The organism is Brevundimonas basaltis (genome assembly GCF_014202075.1).
Classification (GTDB): Bacteria; Pseudomonadota; Alphaproteobacteria; order Caulobacterales; family Caulobacteraceae; genus Brevundimonas; species Brevundimonas basaltis.
The window spans coordinates 1-18,391 of record NZ_JACHFZ010000001.1; the positions used below are offsets into that span (position 1 = coordinate 1).

Consider the following 18,391-nt stretch of genomic DNA (forward strand, 5'->3'; position numbering starts at 1 on the left):
TCACGACGCGGTCGCTTGCTGCTTGAGCGCGTGACCGCACCGTACAACGACAGACCGGCCCCCGGAGCGATCCGGGGGCCGTTTTGCTGTCCGGATGCTGGCCTGAGGCCCGGGCCGGCCCGGGCCGGCCCGAGCTGGAGCCGGCGCTACAGTCTGTCGAGCGCGCGTCTGAGACGGGCCCCGATCTCTTCGGCCTTCGCCGCGAGAGCCGGGTTATCGATGGCGGACATGGAGGCGGCGGGGTCGACGGCGGCGACCTCGGTTCCCTCACCATCCGGTCGCTGTTGAACGATGACGTTGCAGGGCAGCATGACGCCGACCTTGTCCTCGACCGACAGGGCCTCATGGGCCGCCTTCGGGTTGCAGGCTCCGAGAATGATGTAGGGGCGAAAGTCGATCTCCAGCTTGTCGCGAAAGGTGGCGGTGACGTCGATCTCGGTGATGACGCCGAATCCCTCGGCCTTCAACGCCTCGCGCGTTCGGCCCACGGTCGCCTCGAAGGGGTCACTGACGGTCTTGCTGAAGTAGTAGGTCATGGGTTCGTCCTCTGCGGCGTTCGATATCCGGGCGCGGGCCCCGTCGCCCGCGCGTGGGGCGGGTCAGGTGAACCGCACCTTGACCCCCGGCTTGACCGCCCCGGCCAGTTGTTCGGCGTCCCAGTTGGTCAGGCGGACGCAGCCGCTGGAAGCGGTCTTGCCGATCTTCGCCGGATCCGGGGTTCCGTGGATCCCATAGGTGTCGCGGGACAGGTCGATCCACACCGAGCCGACCGGATTGTTGGGGCCGGGCGGGACGATGACCGTGCGGCCGCCCTCGCCATAGCTGACCCGCGAGGGATCGTAGGTGTAGTTGGGCTCGGGCGCGATGGCCCGGACGGTGTGGGTTCCGGTGGGGGACGGGGTCTGGCCGCTGCCGATGGTGGCGGGGTAGAAGGCCAGCAGCCGGCCGTCGGCGGCATAGGCGCGCACCGCGCTCTCGGCCTTGTCGACCACGATGCGGGCCACCTCGTCCTGCAGGGCGTCGGGCCCGGTCGCGGCCACCACGATGGTCTGGCCCGCGCGCCCGAAATCGACGTCGGGATTGAGGGCGTCGAGCAGGGCCTCGCTCATGTGGAATTTCTCGGCCAGCGCCTCGCGGGCGTCGACATAGCCGACGGTCTGCATCCGGGCCTGGGCTTCCAGCGACTCGGGTACGCTGCCGACGAAGGGGCCGGACACGTCCGCGGGGGTGATGGTGTAGTCGGTCAACACCCGGCCCCCGTCGCCGGCGGTCAGGCGCTCGAACACCGTCGCGTCGAGCTCGCCGTCCACCGGCAGGTCATGGGCTTCCTCGAAAGCGGCGATGGCCTGACGGGTGTTCTCACCGCCGAGGCCGTCGACGATGCCCGGCGAAAACCGCGTGCGGTCGAGCAGGATCTGGGCCCGAACCATGGCGGGCTCGGGTCGGGCGTCCCCGGGCAGCGCCTCGCGGACCGCGGGCGCCGTGCCGGGTCGTTCGCCGGCGGCGGCGTCGCCGGTCTCCGGCGCAGGGGCGGGCGGGGTGAAGCTCGCCGACTCCACGGACTGGCGCAGGCTGGCGGCGGCGGCGGCCCCCGGGTCGGCCGCCTCGTCGGCGCGGGGCGCCGGCCGACGATCACAGCCCGCAAGCGCCAACACGGGCAGGGCGGCGAACAGGGCGAGGCGGGCAGGGCGGCTCGGGATCATCGGCGAACTCCAGCGGTCGGGACCAGAGCAACACCGCAGGGCGCCGGCTGTTCCTTAAGCGAAGGTCTGCCGCCAGGCCTCCGGCGGCGATGCCACCCGGGCCGAACGCGGCAGGCGTCGACGACGAGGGCCCGGATCAAGGGTTGGGCTTTCCGGTGGCGGGATCGGTGGCGGTTTCTCCGCTGTTGCTGCTGCCTTCGGACCCGCGCGGCTCCTGGGCGGGGCGCGGCGGTTGTCCCTCGCGGGCGGGCGTGCGCTGTTCCTCGTATTCGTTCTGACGGCCGGGCGCGCGTCGGTCGGCTTCCTGCGGGTCGGTCATGGCGATCTCCTCTACAGCCAAGCCAACGCCCGCGGGCAGGGCAGGTTTCGTTCACCATGCCGGCTTACCCTGTTGAAAGAGGCGACGGGCTAAGCCTGACGGCGAAGACGCCCGCAGCGGGCGTCGCCCGGGAGGCCGCATGACCGCGCTGAAGGTCGACATCGTCGGAACGGATGCGCTGGGCGAGGCGGACTGGGCCGAGTGGCGCGCCATGCTGGCCGCCGATCCGGCCTTGAACAGCCCCTATTTCAGGCCCGAGTTCACCCGCGTCGCAGGGCGCATCAGCCCGAACGCGGCGGTGGCCGTGTTCTCGCGCGGCGGGCGCACCGTCGGCTTCTTGCCGCATCAGAGGCGGGGCGGGGCGGTGCAGCCGTTGGCCGCGCCGATGAACGATTATCACGGCGTCATCGCCCGGCCGGGCGAGGCGCCTTCCCTGGAAGCGGCGGCCGCGGCGTTGGGCGCCAGCCGGCTCAACGTCACCGCCTGGGTCGGGGCGACGGGCGAGGGCGGTCGCGACCCCGGCGAGCCGAGGCGAACGGTGCAGGTCGCCCTGGGGGCCGACGGATACGAAGGCTGGTACGCCGAACGCCGGGCGAGCGAGGGCAAATTCTTCAAGGACAAGGAACGCGCCCGGCGCAGCATGGAAGCGGAGCTGGGCCCGCTGCGCGTGGAACGGGGGCTCCGCGATCCGGCCCTGCTGAACTGGCTGATCGGGCTGAAGCGCGAGCAGTACCGGCGCACGGGGCGGCACGACATCTTCGCCTGCGGCTGGACCGCCGACCTCCTTCATGCCCTGCTCAAGGAGAAGACCGAAGGCTTCGGCGCCTCGATGGCCGGGCTGTGGGCCGGGGACCGGTTGGCGGCGGTGGAATATTCGCTGCACGGCGGCGACCAGTATCACTTCTGGTTCCCGGGCTACGATCCGGCGCTGTCGCGCTGTTCGCCGGGCATCCTGCTGAGCATGGACACGATGCGTCTGGCCTCGGCGCTGGGCTACCGGACCTTCGACTTCGGTTTCGAGGGCGAGCACTACAAGAAATATTTCTGCAATGCGTCGCGCACGGTGCGCGAGGCGCTGATCCTGCGGCCGGGGCTGGGAACGGCCGTCAGCCAGGCGGCTGTCGGGACGCTGAACCTGGCCGGACAAGGGCGCGGGGAACGCCTGCGCGCCAGCGTGCGGCGGCGCTGGGCGGCGATCGAGGCCTGCGAGACCACGCCGGTCGCGCGCATGCGCGGCGCCCTCCAGGCGGCCGGCGCGGCCCTTGCAAAGGCGCGGCGGGCATCGACCCGACCTGTACCGGCCTGAGACAGTCATGACCGTCGCGCGCACCCGCTACGCCGGGCCCATCACCGAGGCCCGGGTCCACGACCACCGCCTGGTCGAGCAGGGCTTCGCCACGGACGAGGCGCTGGCGGCCATGCTGGAGCGCTATCCCGCCGGGCTGTTCGACATCAATCTGTACGATTACGACGAGGCCGGTCAGGTGTCGTTGCGCACCGGCGCGCGCGGCCGACTGGGCGGCGCGGATCTGCTGGCCGCGATCCAGCAGGGACGGCTCTGGGTCAATCTGCGCGAGGTCGAGACCGGCTGGCCCGAACTGTGGGCCGCCGCGATGGCCGAGTTCGGGGACGTGCAGGCGCGCTATCCGGGTCTGCGCGCGGTGCGCCAGTCCGGGCAGCTGATCCTGTCGTCGCCGCGGGCGCGGGTGCCCTACCATTTCGATGCGGCGGGCGTGGTGCTGTTCCATCTCCGCGGACGCAAGCGGGTTTTCGTCTATCCGGGCGATGAGGCCCATCTGGCCGAGACCGACATGGAGCAGGTGGTGACCCGTCAGACCACGGAAGAACTGCCCTATCGCCTCGCCTTCGAGGCGGACGCCCAGATCATGGACCTCGAGCCGGGGCAGGCCCTGACCTGGCCGCTGTACGCTCCGCACCGTGTCGAGAACCTCGACCGCTTCTGCGTCTCCCTGTCGATGGATTTCCAGACCTGGCCGTCGCGGTTCAGAAACGGGGCCCTGTTCACCAATGCAGTGCTGCGTCGCGCGGGCGGCCGGCCGCGCTTCACCGACCGCATGTCCACGCCTGAACTGGCGGCGCGCTGGGCCGCCTCGCTGGCGCTCAAACGGGCGGGGGCGATGAAGAGCCGCATCGCCGGCTTCGAGCGCGATTTCGAGCCCGACGCGGGTGCGGCGGATGGCGCGCGCGCCCTGGCATGAGGCCGCCGGCGGCGGCCGCCGGGTTCCTTACAACGAGGTCATGACCTCGATTTAAAGTGACTTGGCGCGAGGTGAGTCGCACCTTCCCCGCACATTTTCGGAGAGGGAGCCCCGCCATGAAACCCATCCTGCTGTCCGCCGCCGCGGCCGCCGCGCTTGCCCTGGCCGTCGCCGGGCCCGCTCTGGCCAAGGAGCCCCGGGTGAAAATCGATCACGCCGTCGCCCGGGTCGTGGTCATCGTCGAGGACCGTGCCGACGTGGCCGTCGAGATTGAACAGGGGAGCTCGCGCCTGCCCGCCCTGCGTCTCGAGCGCGACGGCGACCGGATTCGCATAGACGGCGGTCTCGCGCGCCGCATGGCCGGCTTGCGTCTGGGCGACGACATCCGCAACTGCCGTTCTGGCCCGGATCGCACGCGACCGGGGGAGGGCGCCTCGGTCGAGGTCCGCAACCTCGGCCGGGTCAATGTGGATGACGCGCCGCTGATCGTCATCCGCTCGCCCCGCGCCGTCAACGTCGAGACCGGCGGCGCCGTATACGGTTCGATCGGTCGCGGCGCGGCTTCGGTCGATCTCGGCAGCAGCGGCTGCGGCGACTGGGCGGTGGCGAACACCGAAGGCTCGGTGGATGTGTCCGTGTCAGGCTCGGGCGACCTGATGGTCGGCACCTCCCGATCCCTCGAGGCCAGCCTGAACGGCGCCGGCGACCTGACGGCGGGCGCCACCGGCCGTCTCGCGCTGAGCGCGAACGGAGCGGGGGATGCGGTCATCGCCGAGGTGGACGGTGACACGGACATCTCGATCGCGGGTTCGGGCGAGGTGGCCATTCGCCGGGGGCGGGCGCCCAATCTCGATATCTCCATCGCCGGCGCGGGCGACGTCGATTTCGGCGGGGTAGCCGGAGACGTCAGCGTCTCCATCGCCGGCGCGGGCGACGTCCGCATCGCCGAGGCGACCGGTCGCGTCAACCGCAGCGTCGTCGGGGCGGGCGACATCCGCATCGGTCGCTAGCCCCTGCGGGCCATTGCCGGACGGGAAGGCCCGGGCGCGGACGCCGCCCGGGCCTTCTTGCTGGCCGTGACCCACAATCGGGCACGAAAAAGCCCCGGCGGATCGCTCCGCCGGGGCTTCGTCGTTCGGTCAGGCGTGACGCTTAGAGAGCGCCCAGCAGACCCATGACGCCCGAACCCGGCAGGGCCGCGCCGGCGCGGTCGCGGGCCTGCAGGCCGCCGCCGAAGCTGTAGCGCAGGCCGACGGTCCAGGTGTCGACGTCCAGGCCTTCGATGTCCGAGTGCGAATAGCCGGCGGTCGCCGAGAACGGCGTGCGGGCGATCTGGTACTCGGCGCCGACGCCGTAGGTGAAGCCGTCGACATCGGCGTCGTCGATGGTCATCCACGACACGCCGGCGTTCAGGCGCAGGGCGTCGGTGACGTAGAAGGCCGCGTCGCCGCCGACCGACCAGACGTCCAGATCGACGTCGTCGGCGGTGGTGTAGGCGACCACGCCGGTCAGGGTGGCGTTGGCCAGGTATTTCTGGGCCTCGAAGCCGGCCGTCAGGGCCGTCTCATCGGCCACGTCGGCGGCGCCGACGAAGCCGCCGATGCGCAGGTCCGAACCGACCAGGGTGGTCAGGTGGGCCGTTCCGGCGATGACGGTGTCGTCGTCGCTGTCGGCAACGGCGCCGGCGAGGGTCACGGTCCACTCGCCGAAGGCGGGCATGGCGACGACGCCGTCGACGGCCCAGGCGTCGGAGTCGGCGCTGAGGCCGCCGAGCTCGAGCTCGCTGTCGCTATAGGTGACGCCGAACGAGCCGACCGGGCCGTCCTGGGCCAGGGCGGGAGCCGCGGCGAAGGCGGCGATGGAGGCGGTGACGAGGAGGAGAGACTTCATTTTTTGTTTTCCTTGGGTGCCGCGGCTGGGAGCGCCGCGACGGACCGCCCGGCTAGCAGCGCCTCGCCAAGCGCGGCCATTACAAACGCGTCACAAATCAGCCGGATGGGCTGGTTGTGGCCGGCCGGCCACGCATTGTGGCCGAGCGGTGACAAAGTCGCGGACCTATTGCGGCGCTTCTTCAACCGCCTGTCATCCGGACGCCGGCCCAGCTTTTTCGAGGGACGCAGTTATAAGGCGTGGCCCGCACCGCGAGGGGCTTCGCCACGCTTTCGCCGCTTGACGGAAGCGGAATCGATCTGCATAAGCCCCCACTCTTGTTGGACCGGCTGTGCACCTCGCTTGAGTTTGGGGTGCAGACGCGGTCCGCAGGAACGACCTGAGACCCTGTTCTTTGCAGTGACCCAGGACTTCAACGGCCTTCGCGGGAGACTGCGTGGGCCGATCGTTTTTGCGGACGTGCGTCCTCTGAAGGCCTTCGCGGCCTGAAGACTCCGGTCTTTGAAATGGTTCACAGGGACGCAGGTTCGCCTGCTTGGGAATAGCTACCGATATGGATCAAAGCATCCGCATCAGGCTCAAGGCCTTCGATCACCGCGTCCTCGACTTTTCGACGCGCGAGATCGTCAACACCGCCAAGCGCACGGGCGCGACCGTTCGTGGTCCGATCCCGCTGCCGACCCTGATCGAAAAGTTCACCGTGAACCGCTCGCCGCACGTCGACAAGAAGTCGCGCGAGCAGTTTGAAATCCGCACGCACAAGCGTGTCCTCGACATCGTCGACCCCACTCCGCAGACCGTGGACGCGCTCATGAAGCTCGACCTGTCCGCCGGCGTGGACGTCGAGATCAAGATTTAAGAAGAAAGAGGCGGGATCCGATGCGCACGGGCGTGATCGCCAAGAAGCTGGGCATGACCCGCGTGTTCGCCGATGACGGCGCGCACGTTCCGGTCACTGTGCTTCAGCTAGACGGCTGCCAGGTCGTCGGCCAACGTACCCAGGAGCGTGACGGCTACGTCGCTCTCCAGCTGGGCGCTGGCAGCAAGAAGGCCAAGAACACCAACAAGGCTCAACGCGAAGCTTTCGCGAAGCTGTCGGTGGAACCGAAGGCCTATGTCACCGAGTTCCGCGTCGATGCGGACGCGATGCTGGATGTGGGCGCCGAGTTCTCGGCCGACCACTTCGTCGCCGGCCAGAAGGTCGACGTCCAGGCCGAGACCATCGGCAAGGGCTTCGCCGGCGCCATGAAGCGCTGGAACTTCGGCGGTCTGCGCGCCACGCACGGCGTCTCGGTCTCGCACCGTTCGCACGGCTCCACGGGTAACCGTCAGGACCCGGGTCGCACGTTCCCGGGCAAGAAGATGGCCGGCCACCTCGGCCAGGAAGTCGTCACCACCCAGAACCTGACCGTCTTCCGCGTCGACGCCGACCGCGGCCTGATCATGATCAAGGGCGCCGTCCCGGGTCACGAGGGCACGTGGGTCAAGATTCGCGACGCCGTGAAGAAGACCCGTCCGGCTGAAGCTCCCTACCCGGGCGGCGTGAAGTCGTCGAAGACCGCCGCTGCTGCTGAACCGGCCGAAACGCCGGCCGAGGAAGCCCCGGCGGTCGAGACCACCGAAGGCGGTGAAGCGTAATGAAACTCTCGGTCATCAAACTCGACGGCAAGGCCTCGGGCGACGTTGAACTGTCGGACGCCGTCTTCGGCATCACCGACATTCGCGGCGACCTGCTGGCCCGCTACGTCAACTGGCAGCTGGCCAAGCGCCGCGCCGGCACGCACAAGGTTCAAACCCGCAACGAGAACTCTCGTACGGGCAAGAAGATGTACAAGCAGAAGGGCACCGGCGGCGCCCGTCACGGTTCGCGCCGTGCGCCGCAGTTCGTCGGCGGTTCGCGCGCCTTCGGCCCGATCGTCCGCGATCACGGGTTCTCGCTGCCCAAGAAGGTCCGCGCCCTGGCCCTGCGTCACGCGCTCTCGTCGAAGGCCAAGGCCGGCGACCTGATCGTGGTCGACACGGTGTCGGTCAAGGAGCCCAAGACCGCCAAGCTGCGCGAGCAGTTCGGCAAGCTGGGCTGGACCAAGGCCCTGATCATCGCCGGTCCCGAAGTCGACGCGAACTTCGGCATGGCCGCGCGCAACATCCCGCACATCGACGTGCTGCCGAACGCCGGCCTGAACGTCTATGACATCCTGCGGGCCGACAAGCTGGTGCTGACCAAGGCGGCCGTCGAGGCCATCGAGGCGCGCTTCTCTGAGAAGGAGGCCGCGTAATGGCCGGCGCTCAACCCACCGCCAAACACTACGACACCATCCTGTCGCCGATCATCACCGAGAAGGCGACGATCCTGTCGGAGCAGAACAAGGTCGTTTTCCGCGTTGCGGGAACCTCGACCAAGGACGAGATCGCCGCGGCGGTCGAAAGCCTGTTCAAGGTCAACGTCCTGAAGGTCAACACCCTCGTCCAGAAGGGCAAGACCAAGCGCTTCCGCGGCATCATGGGCCGTCGGGTCGACATCAAAAAAGCGATCGTGACGCTGGCCGAAGGCCAGTCGATCGACGTCACCACGGGGCTCTGATCAGATGGCCTTGAAAACCTACAATCCGACGTCGCCGGGCCGCCGCGCCCTGGTGCTGATCGACCGCTCCGAGCTCCACAAGGGCCGTCCGGAGAAGTCGCTGACCGAAGGCCTGACCAAGTCGGGCGGACGCGGTCAGGGCGGTCGGATCGCCGTCCGCTTCCGCGGCGGCGGCGCCAAGACGCTGTACCGCAAGATCGATTTCAAGCGCCGCAAGTTCGCCTCGGCGACCGTCGAGCGCCTTGAGTACGATCCGAACCGGACCGCCTTCATCGCCCTCATCACCTATGAGGACGGCGAGAAGAACTACATCATCGCGCCGCAACGTCTGAAGGCCGGCGACACGGTGGTGGCCGGCGAGAAGGTCGACGTGAAGCCGGGCAACGCCATGCCGCTGCGCTCGATGCCCGTGGGTACGATCATCCACAACATCGAGATGAAGCCGGGCAAGGGCGCCCAGCTGGCCCGTTCGGCCGGCGCCTACGCCCAGCTGGTCGGTCGCGATCAGGGCTACGCCCAGATCCGCCTCGGCTCGGGCGAACTGCGCATGGTTCTGGACGGCTGCATGGCCACGGTGGGCGCGGTGTCGAACCCCGACCACATGAACCAGAACCTCGGCAAGGCCGGCCGCGTCCGTCACATGGGCTGGCGTCCGCACGTTCGGGGCGTCGCCATGAACCCGATCGACCACCCGCACGGTGGTGGTGAAGGCCGGACCTCTGGCGGTCGCACCCCGGTTACGCCGTGGGGCAAGGACACCAAGGGCACCCGGACCCGCAAGAACAAGGCTACGGACAAGTTCATCATCCGTACCCGCCACGTTAAGAAGGCTCGCTAAAGATGGCCCGCTCCTCCTGGAAAGGCCCGTTTGTCGACGGGTATCTGCTCAAGAAGGCCGACGCCGTCTCGACGTCGGGCCGCAAGGACGTGATCAAGACGTGGTCGCGCCGCTCCACCATCCTGCCGCAGTTCGTCGGCCTGACGTTCGGCGTCCACAACGGCCAGAAGCACGTGCCGGTGTCGGTCTCCGAAGAAATGGTCGGCATGAAGCTCGGCGAGTTCGCCCCGACCCGGTCGTTCCCCGGGCACGCGGCGGACAAGAAGGCCAAAAGGAAATAACTGATGGCCCAGACCAAAAACCCCCGTCGGGTCGCCCCGACCGAAGCCCGCGCCAAGCTGGTGAATGTCCGGATCAGCCCCCAGAAGCTGAACCTGGTCGCCCAGTCGATCCGCGGCCTGCCGGTGCAGAAGGCGCTGAACGAGCTGGAATTCAGCCGCAAGCGCATCGCCACCGACGTTCGCAAGGTCCTGTATTCGGCCGTTTCCAACGCCGAGAACAACCACAACCTCGACATCGACAATCTCGTCGTCGCCGAGGCCTTCGTGGGCAAGAACCTGGTGATGAAGCGTTTCGCGAGCCGCGCTCGTGGCCGCTCGTCGCGCATCCTGAAACCTTTCGCGGAGATCACCATCGTGGTCCGAGAAGCCGGTGAGGCCGCCTGATGGGTCAGAAAGTAAATCCGATCGGTCTGCGCCTTGGCGTCAACCGCACGTGGGACAGCCGCTGGTTCGCCGGCGGCGCCGACTACGCCAAGCTGCTGCACCAGGACCTGAAGCTGCGCACGTGGCTGAAGGAACGCCTCAACGCCGCCGGCGTGTCGCGCATCATCATCGAGCGTCCGCACAAGAAGTGCCGCGTGACGATCTACGCCGCCCGTCCGGGTGTCGTGATCGGCAAGAAGGGCGCCGACATCGAGAAACTGCGCAAGGACATCGCGGCCCAGACCGAGGGCGAGGTTCACCTGAACATCGTCGAGGTCCGCAAGCCCGAAACCGACGCCCAGCTGATCGCCGAGAACATCGCGCAGCAGCTCGAGCGCCGTATCGCCTTCCGCCGCGCCATGAAGCGCGCGATGCAGTCCGCCATGCGCCTCGGCGCCAAGGGCGTCCGCATCAACGTTTCGGGCCGCCTCGGCGGCGCCGAGATCGCGCGGATGGAATGGTACCGCGAAGGCCGCGTGCCGCTGCACACCCTGCGCGCCGACATCGACTACGGCTTCATCCAGGCCAAGACGACCTACGGCATCATTGGTGTGAAGGTGTGGGTCTTCAAGGGCGAGGTCTTGGAGCACGACCCGATGGCGCAGGACAAGCGCTGGGCCCAGGAAGCTGCTGGCCCGTCTTCCAACGAAGGCCGTGAACGTGGCCCCCGCGGTGATCGCGGTCCGCGTCGCGACCGGGGACGTGAGAACTAGGTCATGCTGCAACCCAAAAAGACCAAGTACCGCAAGGCCTTCAAGGGCCGGATCCATGGCTCCGCCAAGGGCGGCTTCTCGCTCAACTTCGGCTCCTACGGGCTGAAGACGGTCGAGCCGGAACGCATCACGGCGCGTCAGATCGAGGCGGCCCGCCGCGCGATCACCCGCCAGATGAAGCGTCAGGGCCGCGTCTGGATCCGCGTCTTCCCGGACCTGCCCGTCACGGGCAAGCCGGCCGAAGTCCGCATGGGCAAGGGCAAGGGCGCCGTGGACCATTGGGCCGCGCGCTGCCACCCGGGCCGTATCCTGTTTGAAATCGACGGCGTGCCGGACGACATCGCCCGCGAGGCGCTGCGCCTCGGCGCCGCCAAGCTGCCCGTGCGCACCAAGGTGGTCACCCGCCTCGACGCCGGCGTCGCCCATACGGAGGCTGCTGCCTGATGACCAAGATCGCCGATCTCCGGTCGCAAACCGCCGACCAGCTGTCCGACGAGCTGCTCAAGCTCAAGAAGGAACAGTTCAACCTGCGCTTCCAGGCCGCCACCGGCCAGATGGAAAAGACCCACCGGGTCTCGGAAGTGCGCAAGGACATCGCCCGCATCTCGACGCTTCTGCGCGAGAAGCGTGTGAACGCGTAGGGAAACGAAGATGCCGAAACGAATTCTCGAAGGCGTGGTCGTCTCCGACAAGGGCGACAAGACCGTCGTGGTGAAGGTGGAGCGCACGCTGCTTCACCCCGTCCTCAAAAAGACCGTCCGTCTGTCCAAGAAGTACCACGCTCACGACGAAGCGAACGCCCTCAAGGTCGGTGACCTGGCCCGCATCGTCGAGTGCGCCCCGAAGTCCAAGCTGAAGCGTTGGGAAGTCCTTTCCACCGCCTCGGCCTCGTAACTCAGAAGGATCGGATCCCATGATCCAGATGCAAACTAACCTGGAGGTGGCCGACAATTCGGGCGCTCGCCGGGTCATGTGCATCAAGGTGTTGGGCGGCTCCAAGCGCCGCTACGCCTCGGTGGGCGACACGATCGTCGCTTCCGTCAAGGAAGCCATTCCCCGCGGCCGCGTGAAGAAGGGCGACGTCGTGCGCGCCATCGTCGTGCGCACCGCCAAGGACATCATGCGCAAGGACGGCTCGGTCATTCGCTTCGACAAGTCGGCCGCTGTCATCGTCAACAAGCAGAACGAGCCCGTCGGCACGCGGATCTTCGGCCCGGTTCCCCGCGAACTGCGCGCCAAGAACCACATGAAGATCATCTCGCTGGCTCCGGAGGTCCTGTAGTCATGGCCGCCAAGATCAAAACGGGCGACAACGTCGTCGTCCTGACCGGCAAGGACAAGGGCCGGACCGGCAAGGTCACCAGGGTTCTGCCGACCGAAAACCGCGTCGTCGTGCAAGGCATCAACATGGTTCAGCGCCACACGCGCCCGACCCAGGCTGATCCGCAGGGCGGCATCAAGAACAAGGAAGCGTCGCTTCACCTGTCGAACGTCGCGATCGCCGACGCCAACGGCAAGGCCACCCGCGTCGGCTTCCGCGTGGACGGTGACAAGAAGGTTCGCTTCGCCAAGACGACGGGAGACGTCATCTGATGGCCGACACCAAGTACACGCCTCGTCTGAAGGACGAGTACCAGGCCCGCATCCGCAAGGCGATGACCGAGAAGTTCGGCTACACCAACCCGATGCAGGTGCCCAAGCTGGATAAGATCGTCCTCAACATGGGCATCGGCGAAGCCGTGGCTGACTCCAAGAAGGCCACCGCGGCCCTCAAGGATCTGGCTGCCATCGCCGGCCAGAAGCCCGTGCCGACCAAGGCCCGCAACTCCATCGCCGGCTTCAAGCTGCGCGAGGGCATGGTCATCGGCGGCAAGGTCACCCTGCGCGGCGACCAGATGTATGAGTTCCTCGACCGGTTCATCACCATCGCGCTGCCGCGGGTGAAGGACTTCCGGGGCCTCAAGGGCACCAGCTTCGATGGTCGCGGCAACTACGCCACCGGTCTGAAGGAGCACATCGTGTTCCCCGAGATCAACTACGACCAGATCGACCAGATGTGGGGCATGGACATCATCGTCTGCACCACGGCCAAGACCGATGAGGAAGCCAAGGCTCTCCTCACCGAGTTCAAGTTCCCGTTCGTGAACTGAGCGGGAAGGGATAGAGCACAATGGCTAAGAAGAGCGCCGTGAACCGCAACGAGATGGTGAAAGCCCTCGTCGCGAAATACGCCGACAAGCGGGCCGCCCTGAAGGCGACCGCCAACGATGAATCCCTGCCGCTTGAGGAGCGCTTCGAAGCGCGCCTGAAGCTGGCTGAGCTGCCGCGCAACTCGGCCGCCAACCGGATTCGCAACCGCTGCGAGGTGACGGGCCGTCCGCGGGCCTATTACCGCAAGCTCAAGATGAGCCGTATCGCCCTGCGTGAACTCGGCAACCTGGGTCAGATCCCGGGTCTGACGAAGTCCAGCTGGTAAGGGGAGCGACAGACATGATGATCAACGATCCCCTGAGCGACATGATCGCCCGCATCCGGAACGCCGCCATGCGCAAGCGTTCCAAGGTGCTCACCCCGGCTTCCCGCCTGCGCCAGCGCGTCCTCGACGTGCTGCAGGACGAGGGCTACATCCGCGGCTATTCGCTGGTTCAGAACCCCGGTGAGTTCCCGCAGTTCGAGATCGAGCTGAAATACTTCGATGGCCAGCCGGTCATCGCCGAGATCGCTCGCGTGTCCAAGCCGGGCCGCCGCGTCTATTCGGCGATCAGCGACCTGAAGCCGATCAAGAACGGCCTCGGCATCTCGATCCTCTCCACGTCCAAGGGCGTCATGTCCGACACCGCGGCCCGCGAGGCCAAGGTGGGCGGCGAAGTCCTCTGCAGGGTCTACTGATATGTCCCGTATCGGCAAGAAAACCATCGCGATCCCGAAGGGCGTGACGCTCACGCTCGACGGCCAGACCGTCTCGGTGAAGGGGCCCAAGGGCGAACGCACCTGGACCGTCGCGGAAGAGATCGAGGTCAAGCAGGACGGCGACGAGCTGTCGCTGATCCCGCGCTCGGACACGCAGCGCGCTCGCGCCATGTGGGGTCTGTCGCGCACCTTGGTCGACAACATGGTCACCGGCGTCACCACCGGCTTCGAGAAGTCGCTGGACCTCGTCGGCGTCGGCTATCGCGCCGCCATGAAGGGCAACGCCCTGTCGCTGCAGCTCGGCTTCTCGCACGACGTCGACATCCAGCCGCCGGCCGGCGTCACCTTCGCGGTGCCCAAGCAGACCGAAATCAAGATCTCCGGCGCTGACAAGCAGGCCGTCGGTCAGATCGCCGCCGTCATCCGCAAGCTGCGTCCGCCGGAGCCCTACAAGGGCAAGGGCGTGCGCTATTCGGGCGAAAAGGTCCGGCGCAAGGAAGGCAAGAAGAAGTAAGCCATGGCCAGTACTCTCAAGCAAAACGCCAAGCGTCGCGCCGAGCGCACCCGCCGCCGCCTCAAGGCTGTGGCCAACGGCCGCCTGCGCCTGTCGGTCCATCGCTCGGACAAGAACATCTCGGCTCAGATCATCGACGACGCCCAGGGCGTCACGGTGGCCGCCGCCTCTTCGCTGGAAGGCGAGAAGGGCAAGAAGCTGAAAGGTTCGGACACCGCAGCGGCTGCGGCCATCGGCAAGCTGATCGCCGAACGCGCTCTCGAGAAGGGCGTCAAGGACGTCGTCTTCGACCGCGGCGGTTACATCTATCACGGACGGGTGAAGGCGCTGGCTGATGCCGCGCGTGAAGCCGGCCTGAACTTCTAAGGGACGCGACAGATGGCGCATCAACCCCAACGTGGCGGCGGCGGCAACGACCGCAACCGTCGTGACAACCGCAACGCTCCCGCCGTCGACGGTCCGGATTCGGACATCGTCGAGAAGCTGGTGCACATCAACCGCGTCGCCGCCACCGTCAAAGGCGGCCGCCGGTTCTCGTTCGCGGCCCTGATGGTCGTCGGCGACGGCAAGGGCCGCGTCGGCTTCGGTCACGGCAAGGCGCGTGAAGTGCCGGAAGCGATCCGCAAGGCGACCGAAGAAGCCAAGAAGACCATGATCAAGGTTCCGCTGCGCGAGAACCGCACCCTGCACCACGACGGCTCGGGCCGTTGGGGCGCCGGCAAGATCATGATGCGCGCCGCTCCTCCGGGAACCGGCGTCATCGCGGGCGGTCCGATGCGCGCCGTGCTCGAAACCCTCGGCGTCCAGGACGTCGTCGGCAAGTCGACCGGTTCGTCGAACCCCTACAACATGATCCGCGCCACCTTCGAAGCTCTGAAGGTCCAGTCGTCGCCCCGCATGGTGGCCTCGAAGCGCGGCAAGAAGGTCGCCGACCTGATGGGCCGCCGCAACGACGGCGCCTCGGCGCCTGAAGCCGTGGAGGGCTGATAGATGGCCAAGACCGAATCCAAAGCCACCGTCACCGTTCGCCAGACCGGTTCGCCGATCCGCCGCAAGTCGGACCAGCGCGCCACCCTGGCCGGCCTGGGCCTGAACCGCATGGGTCGTGAATCGACCCTCGAGGACACCCCCTCGGTCCGCGGCATGATCGCCAAGGTCGCCCACATGGTGGAAGTGGTCGAGAAGTAAGCCGTTTCGCCCTCTCCCGGATCGGGGGAGGGCGTTCCGCTTCTTGCGAATACCGGACGGGCCGCCTAGAAGCGGCCCTTCAATTTTTCCAGAGCCGAGTCCGGTTTCGACCGGGCGCTAGCACCCGAAAGGATCAGGCACATGAAACTGAACGAAATCCGCGACAACGAAGGCGCTCACAAGAAGCGCATGCGTGTCGGCCGTGGCCCGGGTTCGGGCAAGGGCAAGACTGCCGGTCGCGGCGTCAAGGGTCAGAAGTCGCGTTCGGGCGTCGCCATCGGCGGCTTCGAAGGCGGCCAGATGCCGCTGTACATGCGGATGCCCAAGCGCGGCTTCAACAATCCGAACGCGCTCAAGCTGGCCGAGGTCAATCTGTGGCGTCTGCAGGAAGCCATCGACGCCAAGAAGCTGGACGCCAAGAAGGAAATCAACGGCGAGGCGCTGGTCGCCGCCGGCGTGATCCGTCGCGTCAAGGACGGCGTCCGTCTGCTGGGCACCGGCGAGATCAAGGGCAAGCTGAACCTCGTCGTCTGGTCGGCCACCTCGGGCGCTCTGAAGGCCATCGAGGCCGCCGGCGGCACCGTTGAGCAGCAGCGGATCGAGGCCGAGGCCAAGGCCGCCGCGCGCGTCGAAAAGCGCAACGCCGCCAAGGGCAGGGCTCCGGCGCCCAAGGCGCCGCAGGGCGACGCCAACAAGGTCTCGGCCCGCGCCAAGCGGACCGCCGCCAAGAAATAAGCTTGAAGGGCGCCCTCGCCACGGGGGCGCCCTTCACCTATCTGGACGCAGGCGCCGGATTCCTGTCCGATGCGCCGCGTTCTGACCAGTCGGGGTGACGACATATGGCTTCGGCCGCCGAACAACTCGCAGCCAATATGAACATGGGTTCGTTCGCCAAGGCGACCGAGCTCCACAAGCGTCTGCTGTTCACCCTGGGGGCCCTCGTGGTCTACCGCATCGGCACCTATGTGCCGATCCCCGGGCTGAACTCCGAGGCCTTCCTCCAGTTCTTCCAGAACCCTGACGGTCAGCGCGGCATCCTGGACATGTTCAACATGTTCTCGGGCGGCGCCGTCGAGCGCATGGCGGTCTTCGCCCTCAACGTGATGCCCTATATCTCGGCGTCGATCATCGTCCAGCTGATGGGCGCGGTGTATCCGCCGTGGGAGAAGCTGAAGAAGGAAGGCGGCGAGAGCGGCCGCAAGCAGCTGAACCAGTACACCCGCTATCTGACGGTCGTGCTGGCCCTGTTCCAGTCGGCCGGCATCGCGCTGGGCCTGAACGCCACCCAGGGGTTGGTTGATCAGCCTGGCCTGTTCTTCATCGTCTCCACGGTCACGACCCTGACCGGCGGCACCATGTTCCTGATGTGGCTGGGCGAGCAAGTGACGGCGCGGGGTATCGGCAACGGCATCTCGCTCATCATCATGGCCGGCATCGTCGCCGTGCTTCCCGGCGCCATCGCGCGGATGTTCGGCATGGCCCAGCAGGGCGTGATGTCGCCCTTCGTTCTGCTGATGATCACCGGCCTGGCCATCGGCGTGGTGGTGTTCATCGTCTTCATGGAACGGGCCCAGCGCCGGCTGCTGATCCAGTATCCGAAGCGCCAGGAAGGCAACCGCATGGCCGGGGGCGAACGCTCGTTCCTGCCGCTGAAGCTCAACACCGCCGGCGTCATCCCCGCGATCTTCGCCTCCTCGCTGCTGATGCTGCCGACCACGGTGGCGACCATGACCGCGTCGGCCAACCTGCCGACCTGGCTCGACTGGCTGCCGCTCTTCACCGCCCAGATGCAGCACGGCCAGCCGATCTTCATGGTCTTCTACGGCGCGCTGATCATCTTCTTCTGCTTCTTCTACACCTCGATCACGTTCAATCCGGAAGACACGGCCGAGAACCTGCGCAAGTACGGCGGCTTCCTGCCAGGCATCCGGCCGGGCAAGCGCACGGCCGAGTATCTGGACTATGTCCTGACCCGCCTGACCACAATCGGGGCCATCTACATCACCGCCGTCTGTCTGCTGCCCGAGTTTGTCGGGGCCCAGATCGGCGGGGGGCTGCTGTTCGGCGGCACCTCGATCCTGATCGTCGTCTCGGTGACCATGGACACGGTCGCCCAGATCCAGTCCCAGCTGCTCGCCCACCAGTACGAAGGCCTGATCAAGAAGGCCAAGCTGCGTGGACGGGGCGGTCGCGGCAAGGGCGTCACCGCGCCCGCGAGACGCTGAAGCCGGGCCGGGGAGGGGCGGCGATGAACCTGATCCTGTTCGGACCGCCGGCCGCGGGCAAGGGCACGCAGGCCAAGCGTCTCGTCGAGACGCGGGGCATGGTCCAGCTGTCAACCGGCGATATGCTCCGCGCCGCCATCGCCTCGGGCTCTGACCTCGGCCGGGAGTGCCAGGCGATCATGTCGCGCGGCGACCTCGTCTCCGACGCCATCGTCATCGCTCTGATCGAGGAGCGGCTGCCGGAGGCCGAGGCGGCAGGCGGCGCCATCTTCGATGGCTTCCCGCGCACTGTGGCCCAGGCCGAGGCCCTCGACGCCATGCTGGCCCGCAAGGGCGCCCGCATCGATCACGTCATCCGCCTCAAGGTCGACGACGAGGCCCTGCTGGAGCGCGTGGCCCGCCGCTACGCCGAGCAGGGTCGCCCGGACGACAATCCCGAGAGCTTCAAGGTCCGCCTGGTGGCCTACAACCGCAACACCGCGCCGCTGCTGCCCTACTACGCCGACAAGGGCTTGCTGACCGAAATCGACGGCATGGGATCTGTTGACGCCGTCGCCTCCGCGATCGACGCCGCATTGGATAAGTGA

At 67.4% G+C, this 18,391-nt stretch carries 30 protein-coding genes; 26 read left to right on the plus strand and 4 right to left on the minus strand.

The features are described from left to right. Positions 1–146 precede the first annotated feature (146 nt). The 3 genes from HNQ67_RS00005 to HNQ67_RS00015 form a co-directional block, all read right to left on the minus strand. Positions 147–536: a DUF302 domain-containing protein gene (locus HNQ67_RS00005; RefSeq protein WP_183251145.1), complete on the minus strand. Its 390-nt coding sequence runs from the start codon at positions 534–536 to the stop codon at positions 147–149. A gap of 63 nt (positions 537–599) precedes the next feature. Further along, positions 600–1,703, minus strand: a complete 1,104-nt coding sequence (locus HNQ67_RS00010; RefSeq protein WP_183251147.1) for a L,D-transpeptidase family protein — start codon at positions 1,701–1,703, stop codon at positions 600–602. Between the two features lie 136 nt (positions 1,704–1,839). Further along, a complete protein-coding gene (locus HNQ67_RS00015) occupies positions 1,840–2,022 on the minus strand; it encodes a hypothetical protein (protein ID WP_183251149.1) in 183 nt (60 codons plus the stop codon). A gap of 139 nt (positions 2,023–2,161) precedes the next feature. Between HNQ67_RS00015 and HNQ67_RS00020 the strand changes: the two genes are divergently transcribed. The 3 genes from HNQ67_RS00020 to HNQ67_RS00030 all read left to right on the plus strand — a co-directional run bounded on the left by HNQ67_RS00020 (position 2,162) and on the right by HNQ67_RS00030 (position 5,251). After that, positions 2,162–3,328: a GNAT family N-acetyltransferase gene (locus tag HNQ67_RS00020; protein WP_183251151.1), complete on the plus strand. Its 1,167-nt coding sequence runs from the start codon at positions 2,162–2,164 to the stop codon at positions 3,326–3,328. 7 nt (positions 3,329–3,335) lie between these two features. Then, a complete protein-coding gene (locus HNQ67_RS00025) occupies positions 3,336–4,241 on the plus strand; it encodes a cupin-like domain-containing protein (RefSeq protein ID WP_183251153.1) in 906 nt (301 codons plus the stop codon). A gap of 116 nt (positions 4,242–4,357) precedes the next feature. Then, positions 4,358–5,251, plus strand: coding sequence for a GIN domain-containing protein (locus tag HNQ67_RS00030; protein WP_183251155.1), 894 nt, complete (start codon positions 4,358–4,360; stop codon positions 5,249–5,251). Positions 5,252–5,393: 142 nt separating this feature from the next. Here HNQ67_RS00030 and HNQ67_RS00035 read toward each other — a convergent pair whose 3' ends face one another. Further along, a complete protein-coding gene (locus tag HNQ67_RS00035; RefSeq protein ID WP_183251157.1) occupies positions 5,394–6,131 on the minus strand; it encodes a porin in 738 nt (245 codons plus the stop codon). Between the two features lie 553 nt (positions 6,132–6,684). Between HNQ67_RS00035 and rpsJ the strand changes: the two genes are divergently transcribed. The 23 genes from rpsJ to HNQ67_RS00150 all read left to right on the plus strand — a co-directional run bounded on the left by rpsJ (position 6,685) and on the right by HNQ67_RS00150 (position 18,391). Then, positions 6,685–6,990, plus strand: a complete 306-nt coding sequence (gene rpsJ / locus HNQ67_RS00040; protein ID WP_003164367.1) for a 30S ribosomal protein S10 — start codon at positions 6,685–6,687, stop codon at positions 6,988–6,990. A 20-nt stretch (positions 6,991–7,010) separates the two neighbouring features. Then, on the plus strand, positions 7,011–7,769 hold the full coding sequence (gene rplC, locus HNQ67_RS00045) for a 50S ribosomal protein L3 (RefSeq protein ID WP_183251160.1): 759 nt from the start codon (positions 7,011–7,013) through the stop codon (positions 7,767–7,769). Further along, positions 7,769–8,407 (plus strand): 50S ribosomal protein L4, encoded by a 639-nt coding sequence (gene rplD / locus HNQ67_RS00050; protein WP_183251161.1) that lies wholly within the window; start codon positions 7,769–7,771, stop codon positions 8,405–8,407. The genes rplC and rplD overlap by 1 nt, the downstream gene beginning before the upstream one ends. Beyond that, positions 8,407–8,712: a 50S ribosomal protein L23 gene (locus HNQ67_RS00055; protein WP_183251164.1), complete on the plus strand. Its 306-nt coding sequence runs from the start codon at positions 8,407–8,409 to the stop codon at positions 8,710–8,712. The genes rplD and HNQ67_RS00055 overlap by 1 nt, the downstream gene beginning before the upstream one ends. A 4-nt stretch (positions 8,713–8,716) precedes the next feature. Continuing rightward, positions 8,717–9,550 (plus strand): 50S ribosomal protein L2, encoded by an 834-nt coding sequence (gene rplB, locus HNQ67_RS00060; protein ID WP_183251166.1) that lies wholly within the window; start codon positions 8,717–8,719, stop codon positions 9,548–9,550. Between the two features lie 2 nt (positions 9,551–9,552). Then, positions 9,553–9,831, plus strand: a complete 279-nt coding sequence (gene rpsS, locus HNQ67_RS00065; protein ID WP_183251169.1) for a 30S ribosomal protein S19 — start codon at positions 9,553–9,555, stop codon at positions 9,829–9,831. Between the two features lie 3 nt (positions 9,832–9,834). Further along, complete coding sequence (rplV, locus tag HNQ67_RS00070; protein ID WP_056450358.1) at positions 9,835–10,215, plus strand: 50S ribosomal protein L22; 381 nt, start codon at positions 9,835–9,837, stop codon at positions 10,213–10,215. Further along, positions 10,215–10,967, plus strand: a complete 753-nt coding sequence (rpsC, locus tag HNQ67_RS00075; RefSeq protein ID WP_183251171.1) for a 30S ribosomal protein S3 — start codon at positions 10,215–10,217, stop codon at positions 10,965–10,967. Before rplV ends, rpsC begins: the two co-directional genes overlap by 1 nt. Positions 10,968–10,970: 3 nt before the next feature. Continuing rightward, positions 10,971–11,411, plus strand: coding sequence for a 50S ribosomal protein L16 (gene rplP, locus HNQ67_RS00080; RefSeq protein ID WP_183251173.1), 441 nt, complete (start codon positions 10,971–10,973; stop codon positions 11,409–11,411). After that, on the plus strand, positions 11,411–11,608 hold the full coding sequence (gene rpmC, locus HNQ67_RS00085) for a 50S ribosomal protein L29 (RefSeq protein ID WP_183251176.1): 198 nt from the start codon (positions 11,411–11,413) through the stop codon (positions 11,606–11,608). Before rplP ends, rpmC begins: the two co-directional genes overlap by 1 nt. A 10-nt stretch (positions 11,609–11,618) precedes the next feature. Further along, a complete protein-coding gene (gene rpsQ / locus HNQ67_RS00090; protein WP_168049152.1) occupies positions 11,619–11,861 on the plus strand; it encodes a 30S ribosomal protein S17 in 243 nt (80 codons plus the stop codon). A 19-nt stretch (positions 11,862–11,880) separates the two neighbouring features. Next, positions 11,881–12,249: a 50S ribosomal protein L14 gene (gene rplN, locus HNQ67_RS00095; protein ID WP_055832151.1), complete on the plus strand. Its 369-nt coding sequence runs from the start codon at positions 11,881–11,883 to the stop codon at positions 12,247–12,249. Positions 12,250–12,251: 2 nt separating this feature from the next. Then, entirely contained in the window at positions 12,252–12,560 is a 309-nt protein-coding gene (gene rplX, locus HNQ67_RS00100) for a 50S ribosomal protein L24 (protein WP_183251179.1), read from the plus strand. Then, positions 12,560–13,117, plus strand: a complete 558-nt coding sequence (gene rplE / locus HNQ67_RS00105; RefSeq protein WP_183251182.1) for a 50S ribosomal protein L5 — start codon at positions 12,560–12,562, stop codon at positions 13,115–13,117. The genes rplX and rplE overlap by 1 nt, the downstream gene beginning before the upstream one ends. A 20-nt stretch (positions 13,118–13,137) precedes the next feature. Continuing rightward, positions 13,138–13,443 carry a 30S ribosomal protein S14 gene (gene rpsN, locus HNQ67_RS00110; RefSeq protein WP_183251184.1) on the plus strand — a complete coding sequence of 102 codons (306 nt, stop codon included), beginning with the start codon at positions 13,138–13,140 and terminating at the stop codon, positions 13,441–13,443. Between the two features lie 14 nt (positions 13,444–13,457). Continuing rightward, positions 13,458–13,856 carry a 30S ribosomal protein S8 gene (gene rpsH, locus HNQ67_RS00115; protein WP_168049145.1) on the plus strand — a complete coding sequence of 133 codons (399 nt, stop codon included), beginning with the start codon at positions 13,458–13,460 and terminating at the stop codon, positions 13,854–13,856. A gap of 1 nt (position 13,857) precedes the next feature. Beyond that, entirely contained in the window at positions 13,858–14,391 is a 534-nt protein-coding gene (rplF, locus tag HNQ67_RS00120; protein WP_183251186.1) for a 50S ribosomal protein L6, read from the plus strand. A 3-nt stretch (positions 14,392–14,394) separates the two neighbouring features. Beyond that, entirely contained in the window at positions 14,395–14,757 is a 363-nt protein-coding gene (gene rplR / locus HNQ67_RS00125) for a 50S ribosomal protein L18 (RefSeq protein WP_183251188.1), read from the plus strand. A gap of 12 nt (positions 14,758–14,769) precedes the next feature. Next, the gene (rpsE, locus tag HNQ67_RS00130) at positions 14,770–15,378 is read left to right on the plus strand and encodes a 30S ribosomal protein S5 (RefSeq protein ID WP_183251190.1); all 609 of its coding nucleotides are present in this window, start codon (positions 14,770–14,772) and stop codon (positions 15,376–15,378) included. 3 nt (positions 15,379–15,381) lie between these two features. Then, on the plus strand, positions 15,382–15,579 hold the full coding sequence (gene rpmD / locus HNQ67_RS00135) for a 50S ribosomal protein L30 (RefSeq protein ID WP_183203635.1): 198 nt from the start codon (positions 15,382–15,384) through the stop codon (positions 15,577–15,579). A gap of 141 nt (positions 15,580–15,720) precedes the next feature. After that, entirely contained in the window at positions 15,721–16,314 is a 594-nt protein-coding gene (rplO, locus tag HNQ67_RS00140; protein ID WP_183251192.1) for a 50S ribosomal protein L15, read from the plus strand. 104 nt (positions 16,315–16,418) lie between these two features. Then, entirely contained in the window at positions 16,419–17,804 is a 1,386-nt protein-coding gene (gene secY, locus HNQ67_RS00145; protein ID WP_183251194.1) for a preprotein translocase subunit SecY, read from the plus strand. A 23-nt stretch (positions 17,805–17,827) separates the two neighbouring features. Further along, positions 17,828–18,391: an adenylate kinase gene (locus HNQ67_RS00150; RefSeq protein WP_183251197.1), complete on the plus strand. Its 564-nt coding sequence runs from the start codon at positions 17,828–17,830 to the stop codon at positions 18,389–18,391.

What these genes read in the sequence shown, in the direction of transcription:
- HNQ67_RS00005 (WP_183251145.1), bottom strand. Translation starts at nt 536, where the DNA reads ATGACCTACTACTTCAGCAAGACCGTCAGTGACCCCTTCGAGGCGACC.
- HNQ67_RS00010 (WP_183251147.1), bottom strand. Translation starts at nt 1,703, where the DNA reads ATGATCCCGAGCCGCCCTGCCCGCCTCGCCCTGTTCGCCGCCCTGCCC.
- HNQ67_RS00015 (WP_183251149.1), bottom strand. Translation starts at nt 2,022, where the DNA reads ATGACCGACCCGCAGGAAGCCGACCGACGCGCGCCCGGCCGTCAGAAC.
- HNQ67_RS00020 (WP_183251151.1), top strand. Translation starts at nt 2,162, where the DNA reads ATGACCGCGCTGAAGGTCGACATCGTCGGAACGGATGCGCTGGGCGAG.
- HNQ67_RS00025 (WP_183251153.1), top strand. Translation starts at nt 3,336, where the DNA reads ATGACCGTCGCGCGCACCCGCTACGCCGGGCCCATCACCGAGGCCCGG.
- HNQ67_RS00030 (WP_183251155.1), top strand. Translation starts at nt 4,358, where the DNA reads ATGAAACCCATCCTGCTGTCCGCCGCCGCGGCCGCCGCGCTTGCCCTG.
- HNQ67_RS00035 (WP_183251157.1), bottom strand. Translation starts at nt 6,131, where the DNA reads ATGAAGTCTCTCCTCCTCGTCACCGCCTCCATCGCCGCCTTCGCCGCG.
- rpsJ (WP_003164367.1), top strand. Translation starts at nt 6,685, where the DNA reads ATGGATCAAAGCATCCGCATCAGGCTCAAGGCCTTCGATCACCGCGTC.
- rplC (WP_183251160.1), top strand. Translation starts at nt 7,011, where the DNA reads ATGCGCACGGGCGTGATCGCCAAGAAGCTGGGCATGACCCGCGTGTTC.
- rplD (WP_183251161.1), top strand. Translation starts at nt 7,769, where the DNA reads ATGAAACTCTCGGTCATCAAACTCGACGGCAAGGCCTCGGGCGACGTT.
- HNQ67_RS00055 (WP_183251164.1), top strand. Translation starts at nt 8,407, where the DNA reads ATGGCCGGCGCTCAACCCACCGCCAAACACTACGACACCATCCTGTCG.
- rplB (WP_183251166.1), top strand. Translation starts at nt 8,717, where the DNA reads ATGGCCTTGAAAACCTACAATCCGACGTCGCCGGGCCGCCGCGCCCTG.
- rpsS (WP_183251169.1), top strand. Translation starts at nt 9,553, where the DNA reads ATGGCCCGCTCCTCCTGGAAAGGCCCGTTTGTCGACGGGTATCTGCTC.
- rplV (WP_056450358.1), top strand. Translation starts at nt 9,835, where the DNA reads ATGGCCCAGACCAAAAACCCCCGTCGGGTCGCCCCGACCGAAGCCCGC.
- rpsC (WP_183251171.1), top strand. Translation starts at nt 10,215, where the DNA reads ATGGGTCAGAAAGTAAATCCGATCGGTCTGCGCCTTGGCGTCAACCGC.
- rplP (WP_183251173.1), top strand. Translation starts at nt 10,971, where the DNA reads ATGCTGCAACCCAAAAAGACCAAGTACCGCAAGGCCTTCAAGGGCCGG.
- rpmC (WP_183251176.1), top strand. Translation starts at nt 11,411, where the DNA reads ATGACCAAGATCGCCGATCTCCGGTCGCAAACCGCCGACCAGCTGTCC.
- rpsQ (WP_168049152.1), top strand. Translation starts at nt 11,619, where the DNA reads ATGCCGAAACGAATTCTCGAAGGCGTGGTCGTCTCCGACAAGGGCGAC.
- rplN (WP_055832151.1), top strand. Translation starts at nt 11,881, where the DNA reads ATGATCCAGATGCAAACTAACCTGGAGGTGGCCGACAATTCGGGCGCT.
- rplX (WP_183251179.1), top strand. Translation starts at nt 12,252, where the DNA reads ATGGCCGCCAAGATCAAAACGGGCGACAACGTCGTCGTCCTGACCGGC.
- rplE (WP_183251182.1), top strand. Translation starts at nt 12,560, where the DNA reads ATGGCCGACACCAAGTACACGCCTCGTCTGAAGGACGAGTACCAGGCC.
- rpsN (WP_183251184.1), top strand. Translation starts at nt 13,138, where the DNA reads ATGGCTAAGAAGAGCGCCGTGAACCGCAACGAGATGGTGAAAGCCCTC.
- rpsH (WP_168049145.1), top strand. Translation starts at nt 13,458, where the DNA reads ATGATGATCAACGATCCCCTGAGCGACATGATCGCCCGCATCCGGAAC.
- rplF (WP_183251186.1), top strand. Translation starts at nt 13,858, where the DNA reads ATGTCCCGTATCGGCAAGAAAACCATCGCGATCCCGAAGGGCGTGACG.
- rplR (WP_183251188.1), top strand. Translation starts at nt 14,395, where the DNA reads ATGGCCAGTACTCTCAAGCAAAACGCCAAGCGTCGCGCCGAGCGCACC.
- rpsE (WP_183251190.1), top strand. Translation starts at nt 14,770, where the DNA reads ATGGCGCATCAACCCCAACGTGGCGGCGGCGGCAACGACCGCAACCGT.
- rpmD (WP_183203635.1), top strand. Translation starts at nt 15,382, where the DNA reads ATGGCCAAGACCGAATCCAAAGCCACCGTCACCGTTCGCCAGACCGGT.
- rplO (WP_183251192.1), top strand. Translation starts at nt 15,721, where the DNA reads ATGAAACTGAACGAAATCCGCGACAACGAAGGCGCTCACAAGAAGCGC.
- secY (WP_183251194.1), top strand. Translation starts at nt 16,419, where the DNA reads ATGGCTTCGGCCGCCGAACAACTCGCAGCCAATATGAACATGGGTTCG.
- HNQ67_RS00150 (WP_183251197.1), top strand. Translation starts at nt 17,828, where the DNA reads ATGAACCTGATCCTGTTCGGACCGCCGGCCGCGGGCAAGGGCACGCAG.